The following is a 14,111-nucleotide window of genomic DNA, read 5'->3' as shown; positions in this document are numbered from 1 at the left end:
GTTGAACGCCTTCATCAACGGTGCATGTAAAGTGGCGAAGTTTAGCGTAAAGCCCACGTCACTGCATCCAGCCAACGGGTTATTCACCGTCGTCCATGTCCTGCTCTCGTTGGGCCAGGCGCCATCCGCCCAAGTCTTTATAACGGTTAACCATGGCGCAGAATAACTCCGCCGTGCGTTCGGTATCGTAGCGTGCTGAGTGTGCTGCTTTATTGTCAAATTCGATACCGGCTGCACGGCAGGCTCGGGCCAGTACGGTTTGGCCGTAAACAAGGCCTGCCAGCGTCGCGGTGTCAAAACTTGAGAAAGGGTGGAACGGATTACGTTTAACGTTGCAGCGATTAGCAGCAGCGTTAAGAAACCCCTGATCAAACGCCGCATTGTGGCCGACTAAAATGGCGCGCGAACATCCATGGGCTTTTATAGATTTGCGTATAGGGCGGAAAATTTCACCCAGCGCTTCTGTTTCGCTGAGCGCTACCTGGCGGCGTAGTGGGTCATCCAGATTGATACCGGTAAAGTCCAGCGCTGACTGTTCAACATTGGCCCCTTCAAAGGGTTGAATGTGATAAGCGTAGGTCGCATCAGGCAGTAGGTTTCCTTCCGGGTCCATGGTGAGCGTGACGGCTGCAATTTCAAGCACGGCATCACTGTGGGCATTGAAGCCGCCCGTTTCTAAATCAATGACAACCGGCAGATAACTGCGAAAACGTTGGGCCATTAATTCGCGGGCAATTGCCTCGCTCATGCAGCTCTCCTTAGTACAGCGAGTAATCGTCAAAAATGGGCGGTAAGCCGCCTCCTGGATGGTGTGATTCTAGCAGCTTTCTGTATAAGGCGTCGCTGACGGTATTCGCTAGCCATAGAGAACGCTATACTTGGCGTTTACTTTGATATGTTGTGCGCTTAAAGGCGCCGTATTCGCTGGTGAGCGTCGTTTCACACACGTGGTTTTTATAAACGGTTTTATAAACAAGGAGCAAAGAATGTCCGATGTCAAAAAGGTTGTGCTGGCATATTCAGGCGGCCTGGACACCTCTGTAATCGTTAAGTGGTTGCAAGAAACTTACAACTGCGAGGTAGTGACCTTTACTGCCGACATCGGTCAAGGCGAAGAAGTCGAGCCGGCACGCGCGAAGGCACAGGCACTGGGTGTTAAAGAAATTTACATTGAAGATTTGCGCGAAGAGTTTGTACGCGACTATGTCTTCCCCATGTTCCGTGCCAATACCGTTTATGAAGGCGAGTATTTGCTGGGCACCTCCATTGCACGCCCGCTAATCGCCAAGCGGTTGATCGAAATCGCCAATGAAACCGGCGCCGACGCTATCTCTCACGGTGCAACCGGTAAAGGTAACGACCAGGTGCGCTTTGAGCTGGGCGGTTACGCACTGAAACCTGGCGTTAAAGTGATTGCGCCGTGGCGCGAGTGGGATCTAACGTCTCGTGAAAAGCTGATGGCTTACTGCGAAGAGCACAATATCCCGGTCGACTTCTCCAGCAAGAAGAAGAAATCGCCGTACTCCATGGACGCCAACCTGCTGCATATCTCCTACGAAGGCGGCATTTTGGAAGATCCGTGGGCCGAAGCTGAGGACGATATGTGGCGTTGGAGCGTATCGCCTGAAGCCGCCCCGGATCAGCCTACGTATGTTGAGTTGACGTTCGAGAAAGGCGATATCGTTGCCATCGACGGCGAAGCACACAAGCCGCACGAAGTGCTTGAGAAGCTCAATAAAGTAGGTGGCGATAACGGCATTGGCCGTCTGGATATCGTAGAGAACCGTTACGTGGGCATGAAGTCGCGTGGCTGCTACGAAACACCTGGCGGCACCATCATGCTTCGCGCCCACCGTGCCATTGAATCGCTGACGCTTGATCGTGAAGAAGCCCACCTCAAAGATCAGCTAATGCCGAAATACGCAGAAGTGATCTACAACGGCTACTGGTGGAGCCCCGAGCGCCGCATGCTGCAAGCCGCTATCGATGAGACGCAGACAAATGTCTCGGGCGTTGTGCGCATGAAGCTCTATAAAGGTAACGCCACCGTAGTAGGACGTAAGTCCGAGCAGTCGTTGTTCGACGAGTCCATCGCAACGTTTGAAGATGACGCCGGTGCTTATAACCAGAAAGACGCGGAAGGCTTTATCAAGCTGAATGCATTACGTTTACGGATCGCCGCTGGCAAAGGTCGTCAGCAGAGCTAATTCCGGTCAAAAGCGGCGGGTTTTCCTGCCGCTTTTTTTCTAACGCCAGGAGCCCGTATGTTTAAAAAGCTCTTTTCAGGACTGTTGGGTGGCGACAGTAAGTCGGCCACTAAGGCGGTCACCAATGCCGCGGAACCGGTGGAATACAAAGGCTATTCGATCGTTTCTCAGCCCGATCAACAAAGCGGTCAATACCGCGTCAGCGGTTGGATTAGTAAGGCTGATAGCAATGGTGAGCCGCGTGAACTTCGCTTTGAACGTTCCGATATGCTCCCTGGCCGCGATGCTTGCGACGCCATGATGGTGACCAAGGCACAGCGTTTTATTGATGAAGTGGGCGATGAAATGTTTAAGCCTGACCCTCGTCATGCGGGCAGTGAGTCAACAGTGACGGATAACCAGCAAACGCCAAGCGCCTAAGGCGCAGGCGTGCCTTTGTTAGGCCCTGCTTCTGGTAGTGTCAACACAAAGCAGGCGCCCTTGAGCACTTGGGCATCCTCTACCCAAAGCCTGCCACCCAAGTGAACAGCAATTGCCCGGCTGATGGGTAAGCCTAAACCACTGCCTTTAGGGCGACCACCGGTGGACGTATCGCCCGGCTGTAGCTGGTGGAATTTCTCGAATACATGTTCACGTGCGCTTGGCTCAATGCCTGCGCCATTATCTTCGACGCATAAATAAACGTGTTGATTCTGTTTATACAAGCGCAGTAAGACGTGTGGGTCTGCCGGGTCGGCAAATTTGCTCGCGTTATCCAGCAGATTGATAATAATTTGCTCCAGCCGGTCCGGGTCGCCAATAACGTTGGCGGGTCGTTCTAAAATAGTGATTTCAAGGTGGACATTACGTTGCTCTTGTAGTCGCGCAATCGCTTCAAGGCTATGGTCGGTAAGCGCTGCTAGATCCAGCGTTTTTGCATCAAACGTCATACGGCCGCTCTCCAGGCGAGCAAGATCCAGGATTTCATCAATCAGCCGTGAAAGGCGTTGGCTCTCAAGTACCATGACGTGCAAAAAGTGCTGTCGTTTTTCCTCGGGAACGGCCTGAGAACCTGATAGGATTTCTGCAAATGCACGAATGGAGGTGAGCGGGGTGCGCAGCTCATGACTCACCATCGCTACAAACTCATCCTTTAAACGGTCCAGTTCACGGAGTCGATCATTGGCGCTTTGTAAGTCCTTGCCGATTCGCGTCAGCTCATCCGATTTCTGTTTTAAACGACGGTTGTACTCCAGCGTTTGCGTGGTGATGTCCAGCATGCTGAGCAATGACTCAATATCGAGTGCTTCACCGCGAACCACCGAGTTGATCAATACGCGCGCGGACGCATTACCCAGCGAGCCCGCCAAGGCCTGTTCTGCGCGCATGATAAGTTCATCAGCGGCAGGCTGGTCTTTTTGCAATGTGCTAAGGGTTTGGGTGTGCGTTGAAAAAACCTGCTGCGCCGCTTTAAGCCCTAAGTAGCGCACCAATAGCTCATGCAGAGCACCTTGCGTTGTTTGGCCGCGTTGAAGCGAAGTGGTGGGCAGGTTGGGGTGCAGCGCCTCGGTAAACAGGGCGGCCTGGGTTTGTTCAAGCGGGGTGGAGCGCGTAAACAGTGAAATGCTCACTAACAGGCCTGCGTTGACAAACATGCTCCAGAGAAGGGAGTGCGTATAAATATCCCATTCTTCCAACCCAAAAAGCGCATAGGGCGTCAGCCAGCCAATACCCCAAGGGCCTTCGGTGAGTAGTGCGCTATCCAGCCATCCGGACTGAGCAAACCCAGGCAGGAGCAGGGTGTAGCTCCACATGAAGAATCCGCCGATTAAGCCATACACTGCCCCCAGCCGGGTAGCACCACGCCAATAAAGGCCAATTAGCAGGGCCGGTGCGAACTGTGCCGCGCCGACGAAAGATACCAGGCCGATGGTGACTAAACTGTAGGAGTCGCCGATGAGCGCGTGGTAGAGATAGCCGAGTAGCAAAATAAGCACAATGGCGACCCGGCGTATTCTTAAAAGCCACCGGGCAAGCCCGCCTTTACTGTCTGTATGCAGCGCCTTGAAACGTAGCAAGAGCGGCATGATCAGTTGGTTGCTGACCATAGTGGAGAGCGCAATGGTTTCAACAATGACCATGCCCGTTGCCGCAGAAAGCCCACCAATAAAGACCAGCAGGGGAAGCCCTTCAAGCCCCGCAGAAAGCGGCAGGGTCAGCACAAAGCTGTCTGGGTCTCCTGCATCGAGTAGTAAACCGGCCAGGGCAATAGGGATCACAAATAGGTTGATCAGGAGTAAATACAGGGGGAATAGCCAACTGGCCCTGGCAAGATGGCGTTCATCGATATTTTCAACCACCAGTACCTGGAACTGACGTGGTAGGGTTAGGAACGCCAGAAAGGCAAGGACCAACATGCCTACCCAGCCGGTTGCTCCACCTGGAACGCTTTCCAGGTGCATTAATTGGCTTAAGGCAGGCGTTTGGGCGACTTGAGTAAATAGCGAACCTGGCCCCTCAAACAGGATAAAGACAACAAAAACCCCCACCGCTAGAAAAGCCACCAGTTTGACAATAGACTCCAGCGCAATAGCCGCTACCATGCCTTCATGACGCTCGCTGGCATCCAGATGGCGTGTGCCGAATAAAATAATAAAAACGGCCAGTACCAAAGCAACCCACAAGGAGCGGTCCATCCAGAAACGCTCGTTATAGAGAATCGACTCAGCGCTTTGTGGGTAGCTAATGAGTACCGCATGGCTCACCGTAATGGCCTTTAGCTGTAGGGCTATATACGGCGTAATGGTAATCAGCGATATGAGCGCCACCAGCGCGCCAAGACTGGCACTTTTGCCATAGCGGGCGCTAATAAAGTCAGCAATGGAAGTGAGCCGTTGGCGTGCGGCAATGCGCACCATTTTGCGGATGATAAAAGGCGATAGCATCATCGCAAGTGTTGGCCCTAAATAGATAAGTAAAAAACTTGGGCCAAACTGCGCCGCGCGCCCGACACTGCCGTAGAACGTCCATGCCGTACAGTAAACGGCAATAGAAAGCGCATACACCGTTGGTGAGTTAATAATCGAACGGCCTTGCACCGCCCGGCGGTCGCCCCAGGCCGCTACTAGAAAAAGCAAGCCTAAATAGCCGAACACCGCACTTAGTATCAGCGCATCCGTTCGCATGATTATCGCCTTTTAGTAGGTTCCATCAGCCATGCGCTCAGGCCAATGATGAACGCCCAACTGCAGAAAAGATAAAGGGGTAGCCAACCGATACCTACCGAGGGTAGGCGATCAATCACTAGAAGCAGTGGCGGACAGAAAAGCATCAGTGCCAGGGTGACTAGCCCAAGTAAGCGTTCTCGGTAGCGTGAATTTGAAGGCATCATGAGGCGCTGGCATCCTCTTTATCAAACGCACTGGCTTGTAAGGCGAGTAGCTGCTCAAGAGTGGTAATTCCGCGTGCTTCCAAACGCGGCAATAGTGCAAGCCAGAGCTCGCCGGTTACGCGAGCATCGCCCAGCGCCGTATGGCGAAGGCCAGGTGGAAGTGTCAAACCATACCGCTTCACCAGGCTGTCCAGGTCATGGCCATCGAGCCCTTCATCAAGCGCACGGGAGATTAATAAAGTATCCAGTACGGGCATGTCGAATAGCACACCTTTCTGACTGATCGCGAGCATATCAAAGGAAGCGTTATGGGCGAGCAGGACAGCCTCTCCAATATAATCACGAAAGTGTGGTAGCACCTGTTCCAGGCGCGGGGCTTCGTTAACGTCGCTATCTGTGATGCCATGAATCGCGGTACTGGCGGCAGGAATCGGCTTGTGTGGGTTAACGTAGTGGTCAAACACATCGCTGGCTAATAAGCGCCCATTCACAATACGACAGGCACCGAGGCTGATCACCGTATCGCCTCTGCGCAGCTCAAGCCCGGTTGTTTCGGTATCAAAAATCACCAGTTCCAGGCTACGCAGAGCGCAATTAGCGAGCGTGATATCGGGAGAGGGCAAGTCTGCGATACCAAAATCATGAAATTCTGGCCGAGGTGGCGCAGAGCGTGGAGCCGCATTTTGCGCCACGCCAAGAAGTGGTAGTCGCAAGCGTGCGTGCTGGCCGTCGGTGTCTTGCGTGCTCCAGGCATCGCTTGCGTGCTGGCGCAATACATCCGCCGCACTTGGGCTCAAGGGGAGCGTGTTCAGGGGTTGCATCAGCCACTTGGTAAGCTCGCTCTCGGGTATCGGTTTGCCCTTCCATACAAGGTCGAGGTAGGTGTGTTTCGGGCTAAGCGACACTTCACCTTCAAACACACTGCCCGTGATGTAATCACTCAGGTGTTTAACCAGCGATCCAAAAAGAGCCATCAACGCAGGGGCATCGCCTTTAAACCAGACCGGCATCCCAATGGGGGTGATCAGGCGGTGGGCAGGGTCCAGATAATCATCCAGCATCAGCCAAAAGTCATTGGACCATATTGAGGTAAGCCGCTCACCCTGTTGCTGCATGGCTTCAACAAGTTCACTGACGTTGGCGACTGTTTCACCAAGGGCGCTACTCTCTTCACGCACTACTTGCTCCAGCCGCTGAGCAAGCGAGCCACTTTCATGCGCTGATTGACGCAGTTGGCTGAGTGCATCCGTCGCCGTTACCAGGCTTGCCGTATGTTGGCGCAGAGGTGTGAGCATACGTGCAAGATCGGCCCGCTCACCCCGTTCACTGGCCCAGGCCGCCGTGGCATCACTGCAGGTTATCAGTGTTTCACCTTGGCTTTCAGGCACCCGACGGATAATGACTTTTAACCAGCGCTGATCACACGGCACCAAAAGCTCACGCGGAGTGCCATTAGCGGGCAGTTGCTCAAGGAGTTGTTGCAAACTTGCAAGCGGCAATAGGGCTTCCAGACGCTTACCCAAGCCCAGGCCTTGCGTATTCACAAAAAAGCGCTCAGCCGCTTGGTTGAACAGCATCAAACGGCGGTGCTTATCGTAAAGAAGAAGCGGCGTTTCCAGCACCTGCAGCAGCGCCTCAAGCGCTTTACGGATACGGGTTGCGCTTTGGGCGCCCTCGGCACGGGCCTTATGCAATGAATGACGGTCCGAGTGCCAGCTCTCTTGCACACGGCGTAGATCAGGTGCCAAGCCCTTCAGCCAGCCTTGCGGGGGCCAGGTGTCTTCGGTATCAGGGTTGGCGGCCAGTCGGGCAAGCTGTGCTTGCAGACTGCGTAGCGGCGTAAAAAGCAGACGTTCAAGCAGCAAGCCCACTAAGAAAAGTGTGATGCCGCCTGAAAAGCAACCTGCCCAGAGGATAAGCCGATAGCCACCCGTCACGTTCAACTGGCTTTCCAGCCAAGCAGCAAATAAAGCCCCTCCCAAGAGGCTCAAGCCGCTAAGCAGTAGCCAGGCACCCACCAAACGCTGCCGTTTAGGCAGTGCCTTTGGCGTCATGAGGTTTCCTCACCCAGCAGGGTTTGCACTTTCTCAACTAGCGCCTGTGTTGAAAATGGCTTGGTAATATAGGCATTAGCGCCCAGCGCAAAGCCCTTTTCACGCTCCGCTTCACGGCCATGGGCGGTGAGCATAATCACCGGCAGCTGTGCCGTAGCGGTATGGCTGCGTAGTGCTTCCAATACATCAAACCCGCTAATCCCGGGAAGGCTAATATCCAGTAACACAACATCTGGTTCGTTGGCCGCCACACACTCAAGGGCTTGTTCGCCATCCAGCGCGCTGATGACATCAAACCCTGCCTGCTCCATTAAAAATTCAATCGACAGGACGATGTTCGGTTCATCATCGACCACTAGCACTTTTGTCATGGAGCCCACCGACTGGTTGTTATTTAAAAACGTTTATCTCACTCACTACGAGTGTAGGTAGCGATGCAAGGCAGGCCAAGACGACCTTGGCCGAATAGAAAGCGAGTGCGGGTACCAGTTTACAACTTTAGGGTGAATAATCGGTGTTCAAGAGATTTAGACATAGACGTAATCAAGAAGCCGTACCAACATATAAATAGAAACACCTGACCTATACGTGCCTTGGTTTTAATAATAAAGAACAATCTTGCCAAAGGAGCCGCGCATATGAGTGCTGTTATCTTGCTGTTAATCGGACTTGGGGCAATGGCGTTAGGATACGTGTTGTATTCTAAATTTATTGCTCAAAAGATCTATCAGTTAGACCCCGATTTCAAAACCCCTGCCCATGAGTTTGAGGATGGCATCGACTATGTGCCGACCAACCGTTTTGTGCTCTGGGGGCATCACTTTACCTCAGTAGCGGGAGCGGCACCCATAGTAGGCCCTGCCATTGCGGTGATATGGGGCTGGGCACCTGCTTTTTTATGGGTGGTGTTCGGCACCATCTTTTTTGCCGGTGTACACGATTTTGGCGCTATATGGGCCAGCGTACGTAATAAGGCCAAGTCGGTAGGCGCTTTAACGGGCGATGTAGTCGGCAAACGGGCACGCAGTATTTTTATGATCGTTATTTTCCTTGTGCTGCTCATGGTTAATGCCGTGTTTGCCGTGGTGATTGCCGGATTAATGATGAACTTTCCTAGTGCAGTGGTACCGGTCTGGGGAGCGATTTTTGTGGCACTGATCATTGGCCAACTGATCTACCGGCGGATACTGAGCCTAGCTGTGGTATCGGTATTAGGCGTCATCGCTCTTTATGCGCTTATTGGTATTGGCCCGATGGTGCCTGTTCAAATGCCTGCTGAAGTCGCTGGGCTGTCGGGTAACGCTATCTGGATTGTGATTTTGTTTGGCTATGCAGCCATTGCTTCGCTATTGCCCGTATGGATGCTGCTGCAGCCACGAGACTATATCAATGGTTTACAGCTATTTATCGGCCTGCTGATTCTTTATGGAGCGCTGGTGCTGCTTAACCCAACGCTGGTTGCGCCTGCCTTTAACAGCAATGTGCCTGCCGGCACGCCTTCGATGATTCCGCTGCTTTTTGTAACGATTGCCTGCGGGGCAATATCGGGTTTCCACGGGCTGGTATCTTCAGGTACAACGTCCAAACAGCTTAATAAAGAAACTGATGCGCGGTTCGTGGGCTACTTTGGGGCGGTAGGCGAGGGGATGCTAGCGCTAGCGGCTATTTTGGCCGCGACGGCAGGGTTTGCGACATTTGGCGATTGGCAGACAATGTACAGCGCCTTTGGCCAGGGCGGCGTTAACGCTTTTGTGGAAGGGGGCGCATTTATTATTCATAACGGTATTGGGTTGCCTGAGGCTACTGCCGCGACGCTGTTAACGGTCATGGCCGCGCTTTTTGCAGGTACCACCATGGATACTGGCTTACGCTTGCAGCGTTATATTTTCCAGGAGTGGGGTGATATTTATAACCAGCCGTGGATGAAAAAACCGGCACTTGCGACAGGTCTGGCGGTGGGAACCTGCTTGTTGTTGGCATTCGGGGCGGGTGGTGCAGATGGTTCTGGCGGTTTGATTATCTGGCCGCTTTTTGGCACCACCAACCAGCTGCTCGCCGGGTTAACGCTGCTGATTATTACCGTCATGCTGGTACGTCTGCGGCGGCCCATGTGGTACACCCTGGCGCCCCTGTGCTTTTTGCTGGTAATGACCATATTGGCATTACTCATTCAGCTTCGCACTTTCTGGGACCAAGGCAACATGTTCCTGCTGGTGATGGATATTGTGGTGCTGATGGCGGCCATTCTCGTCGCGATGGAGTGTGCCGCGGCGCTTAAACGCTCGCGTGCCGAAATGGCAGCCCAAGGTGACTAAATAAGAGGGCATCATAATGTCATCCAAGCGTGATACGTTGCGGGCCTGGCTAGGCCAGGCCCGCTTTTTTACCGAAGAGGTCTATAGCGCGCGCTATCGAGGGGCGATTGCGCGGGCGCGCCGTGATGAAGATGACCTGTTCATGCTGCTGGTTTTTTCAGAAATGATGGGTGTACCCAACCCCGCCGCCTATTACACACTGGAATTGCAGCCGCTGCTGCTTGAACGTTTTCATGACTGGCATACGCGAATGGGCATGGAGCATTCGCCGCTGGACCATTTTCGCTGTTGCTAGCCCCCTAAATAAGCCCATGGACAGGTAACCTATGCAATCAGTTCTCAACCGCCGCCTGCTGTGGGTAGGCGGTAAAGGCGGCGTGGGTAAAACAACCGTCGCGGCCTCTTTGGCAATTCTTGCGGCCAGGCGTAACAAGCGCGTGCTGGTGGTTTCAACTGACCCCGCCCATAGCCTGGGCGATGTGTTTGATCAAACGTTAGGCGATACGCCGTGTCGCTTGCTGCCTAATCTGGATGCCATGGAGATTGATCCTGATAGTGAGGTTGAGGCGCATTTAGATAGAGTCACCCAGCAAATGCGCCGCTTCGCCGCGCCTGAAATGATGCAGGAGCTAGAGCGGCAAATGCGCCTGACGCGTCAATCCCCTGGCACTCAGGAAGCGGCCCTGCTTGAGCGGCTGGCGCGGCTGATTCTGGATGACGATGCGCCTTATGACTTGGTGATTATCGATACGGCGCCCACTGGACATACGCTGCGCCTTTTAACCCTGCCCGAAGCCATGGCGGCCTGGACGGATGGACTGCTGGCACATAATCGCAAATCGGCTGAATTGAGCGGTGTGCTTAAGCATCTCACTCCATCACGTGGGCAGGATGTGGCTACTCCCTTTGATAACCCCACAGAAGATGCGCTTTCGGGTCTGGATGAGCGTACCCGCGAGGTGGCGGAAACGCTAATCAACCGTCGGCGGCTGTTTTACCAGGCACGGCGTCGTATAGAGGATGCCAAGGCGTGCAGCTTTTTATTCGTCATGACGCCGGAGCGACTGCCTATCCTTGAGACGCAGCGAGCCGTCAGCGCCTTGGAAGAGGTTAATATCAACGTGGCGGGCGTACTGGTTAACCGGGTGATACCTAAAGAAGCGGACGGTGCCTTTTTGCAGGCACGACGTGAGCAAGAGGCCACTTATCTTGAACGCATTGATACGTTATTTAAGCAATTTCCCCGCCCCACGCTGCCGTGGTTAGCGACCGATGTACAAGGGATCGACGTGTTAGAATCGCTGGCTGATAAGCTGGAGTACCAGGGTTTTTAATGTCAGAGCTTTTAAAACAAGGGTTTTAATGCGCGTTTTATTACTTTCAGCGTACGAAGCGGTGAGCCACCGTTACTGGGCAGGCAGTTTAATGGCCCATCTCCCTGAGATAACGTGGCAAACATTAAATTTACCGCCGCGTCACTTTGCCTGGCGAATTCGCGGAAACCCGCTTAGCTGGTGGCTAAAAGAGCATCACACACTTAGCCAAGCCTATGACGTTGTATTGGCAACGTCGATGGTGGATTTGGCGACGCTTCTGGGGCTTTTCCCTCATTTGGGTCAGGCCAGAAAAATTGTCTATTTTCACGAAAACCAGTTCGCCTATCCGGAATCGAGTGACCAGATGCCTCAGGTAGAGGCAAAAATGGTCAATCTCTATGCAGCGCTTGCCGCCGATACCGTTGTTTTTAACACCGCCTATAACCGCGACTCGTTTTTTACCGGCGTGCGGGCATTCTTAAAGAAAATGCCCGAAAACCTGCCCGCCGCCAAGCCGCTTGAGGCATTACGCTCACGTGCTCGCGTACTGCCCGTACCGATTTCACCGCTAGCCGAAACGCATGCTGATGGCCGGGTTTTACGGCGTATTGTGTGGAACCATCGCTGGGAGTATGACAAAAACCCGGATGACTTTTTCAATACGTTAATAGCGCTAAGCGAGCAGGGCATTGATTTTGAGTTAGCCGTATTGGGTCAGCGTTTTCGGCAAACACCGCCTATTTTTGATATCGCCCAAGAGAAACTAGCAGCGCATAGTGTGGCCTGGGGCCCGCAGTCGGAACCGCAATACCGCGAGCTGTTGGCGACCGCCGGGATTGTAGTCTCGACGACCTTGCATGAGTTTCAGGGCTTGGCCATTATGGAAGCTGCCCAGCGCGGAGCATTACCGCTAGTGCCCGATAGGCTCTGTTTTCCTGAGCTATATCCAGATGCTTACCGTTATGATGGGACGCCAGACGGTCTTTATAAGCGTTTGCATGCGTGGCTTAGCACGCCTGATTCACGGCCAAAGGAGATAAACACGCAGGCCTGGGAGTGGCCCGCCTGGCGTGATGCGTACCGCGCACTATTACAGCCAGGCTTATCGCTACCGCGCTAGTCCAGTGAATCCAGCCGTCGGGTTGGCCAGTGAACGACAGCCGTATGGCGGCGCATTTTTTGGGCAAGGTGCGGATGCTCCCGCCGAATGACGTGCTCGGCGAACTCGGATAAAAAACGCGACTTCAGAATCGCCCGGGCACGATCCACGCCGCTATGCTGATACGGTGTTGAGGCAAGCAGCATAAAACCATCATCGGGGATCTTGCCAGCCTGCATATTGGCTTCAATAATCGTGGCGGCAGTACCAATCGGTTCAGCCAGGTCGGGCCCGTAAGGCCCAATAATCAGTGCTGTATTAGGCAAGTGCAAAAAGTCGAACCCACGCCCAATACAAATTGCCCACTCACGATGCTCGATATCCAGTTCGCGTTCAACGCCCTGAAGATCATTGACATGCGCCAAGTTACCTTTCAATAAAGGCAGTAAATCCCGGCGTATGTCCGCAGGCATATCAGGGAAAATAGCCTGTAGATGCGCGGTGAGCGCTTCTATAGGCTGCCCAACCCATTCGCGCACATCCAATACTGCGTCGTCCTGACCGTGAAGGATGAGAGCGTCGCTATCCGTTTCAAAGCCACACACTAACGGGTACACCTGCTGATGGTCTTCACCAAATAGCTGACCAGCCTGGTGGGCAATCGTATGCGCGTGTGCTTTGGCGGCTTGGGTGTCGCAAGCGAATCCGGCGCATCCTCGCGCCGGGTTGCCCTCGGAAAAGTGGTAAGTAATCAATAAAAGCGTGGCTCGCCCCGCGTTGGTGGCTTCAATAACGGTGTCGGTAAGTAGCTCACCCAAATATGGCCAACCCAAATCGAAAATCCCGCCAAGGTTACGAAATGGGGTAATAATGCCGAGCGGTGTGCGGGTGGCGTGTGGGATATGAATACGCCCATCCATACATTTCATAACCACAATCGACGTAGGGTGTTGCGCCAGGTAGCGTTGGCGTGAAAGCCAGGCGCCTGCACTGCCAAAGTGGTCAGCGTGCTGACGGGAGAGCGCAAATAACGCGTCAATACGCTGCTCAATGGGTTGGTCATGTAGCAAAGTGGCAGGCATCGGCATAGGAGTCTCCTGTTAACGTAAGCTAGGCGAGTTCGATTTTGTCGGGGTACTCGCACAGGTCTTCTATAATACAGCTTCCGCAACGAGGTTTGCGCGCAATGCAGGTGTATCGACCGTGGAGAATCAACCAGTGGTGAGCATCCTGCTTAAACTCCCTGGGCACATGGCGTATTAACTTCTGCTCGACTTCAACGACATTTTTGCCTTTGGCGATGCCGGTACGGTTCGATACACGAAAGATATGCGTATCGACGGCAATGGTTGGCTGCCCGAACGCCGTATTCAGAATTACATTGGCGGTTTTACGCCCAACCCCTGGCAGTGCTTCTAACGCACTACGCGTGTCGGGCACGACGCCGCCGTGCTGGTTGACCAGAATATGGCAGGTCTTCATCAAGTTCTCTGCTTTGGTGTTATACAGGCCGATGGTCTTGATATGCGCTTTAAGCTGATCAATCCCCAAGTCAATAATAGCCTGGGGCGTATTGGCAACGGGGTAGAGCCGTGCGGTGGCTTTATTGACGCCGACATCGGTGGCTTGTGCGGAAAGTAAAACCGCCGCAAGCAGCTCAAAGGGGGTCGTCCAGTTGAGCTCTGTTGTCGGGTGCGGGTCTGCTGCTTGAAGGCGAGCAAAAATTTCATGACGCTTTTGGGCATTCATA

Annotated in this window: 13 protein-coding genes; 6 read left to right on the top strand and 7 right to left on the bottom strand. The window is 53.6% G+C overall.

The features are described 5' to 3' along the window. Positions 1 to 79: 79 nt before the first annotated feature. The gene (rnt, locus tag ACT3T7_RS07825; RefSeq protein WP_193054355.1) at positions 80 to 748 is read right to left on the bottom strand and encodes a ribonuclease T; all 669 of its coding nucleotides are present in this window, start codon (positions 746 to 748) and stop codon (positions 80 to 82) included. 238 nt (positions 749 to 986) lie between these two features. On the opposite strand from rnt, the gene ACT3T7_RS07820 reads away from it, so the two are divergent. Beyond that, positions 987 to 2,207, top strand: a complete 1,221-nt coding sequence (locus ACT3T7_RS07820) for an argininosuccinate synthase (protein ID WP_444630592.1) — start codon at positions 987 to 989, stop codon at positions 2,205 to 2,207. A 57-nt stretch (positions 2,208 to 2,264) separates the two neighbouring features. Beyond that, on the top strand, positions 2,265 to 2,627 hold the full coding sequence (locus ACT3T7_RS07815) for an HlyU family transcriptional regulator (protein ID WP_444630591.1): 363 nt from the start codon (positions 2,265 to 2,267) through the stop codon (positions 2,625 to 2,627). On the opposite strand, the gene ACT3T7_RS07810 is transcribed toward ACT3T7_RS07815, so the two are convergent. Genes ACT3T7_RS07810 through ACT3T7_RS07795 form a run of 4 tightly spaced genes read right to left on the bottom strand, consistent with a single transcriptional unit; the run spans position 2,624 to position 8,002 of the window. Continuing rightward, a complete protein-coding gene (locus tag ACT3T7_RS07810; protein ID WP_444630590.1) occupies positions 2,624 to 5,371 on the bottom strand; it encodes an ATP-binding protein in 2,748 nt (915 codons plus the stop codon). The two genes, ACT3T7_RS07815 and ACT3T7_RS07810, sit on opposite strands and share 4 nt — an antisense overlap. A gap of 2 nt (positions 5,372 to 5,373) precedes the next feature. Next, positions 5,374 to 5,577 carry a hypothetical protein gene (locus tag ACT3T7_RS07805; protein WP_172116526.1) on the bottom strand — a complete coding sequence of 68 codons (204 nt, stop codon included), beginning with the start codon at positions 5,575 to 5,577 and terminating at the stop codon, positions 5,374 to 5,376. Beyond that, positions 5,574 to 7,631, bottom strand: coding sequence for an exonuclease domain-containing protein (locus ACT3T7_RS07800; RefSeq protein WP_444630589.1), 2,058 nt, complete (start codon positions 7,629 to 7,631; stop codon positions 5,574 to 5,576). The genes ACT3T7_RS07805 and ACT3T7_RS07800 overlap by 4 nt, the downstream gene beginning before the upstream one ends. Further along, a complete protein-coding gene (locus tag ACT3T7_RS07795; RefSeq protein ID WP_172116528.1) occupies positions 7,628 to 8,002 on the bottom strand; it encodes a response regulator transcription factor in 375 nt (124 codons plus the stop codon). Before ACT3T7_RS07795 ends, ACT3T7_RS07800 begins: the two co-directional genes overlap by 4 nt. A 267-nt stretch (positions 8,003 to 8,269) precedes the next feature. On the opposite strand from ACT3T7_RS07795, the gene ACT3T7_RS07790 reads away from it, so the two are divergent. Genes ACT3T7_RS07790 through ACT3T7_RS07775 form a run of 4 tightly spaced genes read left to right on the top strand, consistent with a single transcriptional unit; the run spans position 8,270 to position 12,382 of the window. Continuing rightward, positions 8,270 to 9,946 carry a carbon starvation CstA family protein gene (locus tag ACT3T7_RS07790; RefSeq protein WP_444630588.1) on the top strand — a complete coding sequence of 559 codons (1,677 nt, stop codon included), beginning with the start codon at positions 8,270 to 8,272 and terminating at the stop codon, positions 9,944 to 9,946. 16 nt (positions 9,947 to 9,962) lie between these two features. Continuing rightward, positions 9,963 to 10,241 (top strand): cory-CC-star protein, encoded by a 279-nt coding sequence (locus tag ACT3T7_RS07785; protein WP_087105546.1) that lies wholly within the window; start codon positions 9,963 to 9,965, stop codon positions 10,239 to 10,241. 31 nt (positions 10,242 to 10,272) lie between these two features. Then, positions 10,273 to 11,280 carry an ArsA family ATPase gene (locus tag ACT3T7_RS07780; RefSeq protein ID WP_444630587.1) on the top strand — a complete coding sequence of 336 codons (1,008 nt, stop codon included), beginning with the start codon at positions 10,273 to 10,275 and terminating at the stop codon, positions 11,278 to 11,280. A gap of 28 nt (positions 11,281 to 11,308) precedes the next feature. Then, on the top strand, positions 11,309 to 12,382 hold the full coding sequence (locus tag ACT3T7_RS07775; protein WP_444630586.1) for a tRNA-queuosine alpha-mannosyltransferase domain-containing protein: 1,074 nt from the start codon (positions 11,309 to 11,311) through the stop codon (positions 12,380 to 12,382). Here the strand turns inward: ACT3T7_RS07775 and ACT3T7_RS07770 are convergent. Continuing rightward, complete coding sequence (locus tag ACT3T7_RS07770) at positions 12,379 to 13,449, bottom strand: hypothetical protein (RefSeq protein ID WP_444630585.1); 1,071 nt, start codon at positions 13,447 to 13,449, stop codon at positions 12,379 to 12,381. The genes ACT3T7_RS07775 and ACT3T7_RS07770 overlap by 4 nt on opposite strands. 22 nt (positions 13,450 to 13,471) lie before the next feature. Beyond that, positions 13,472 to 14,110, bottom strand: coding sequence for an endonuclease III (gene nth, locus ACT3T7_RS07765; RefSeq protein ID WP_192526505.1), 639 nt, complete (start codon positions 14,108 to 14,110; stop codon positions 13,472 to 13,474). Position 14,111: the final 1 nt, after the last annotated feature.

This window comes from Halomonas sp. 111 (assembly GCF_052379685.1).
GTDB classification, from domain to species: Bacteria; Pseudomonadota; Gammaproteobacteria; order Pseudomonadales; family Halomonadaceae; genus Vreelandella; species Vreelandella citrativorans.
Note: the sequence above shows the minus strand (reverse complement) of the source record. Positions and strands in the feature narration are given on the sequence as shown.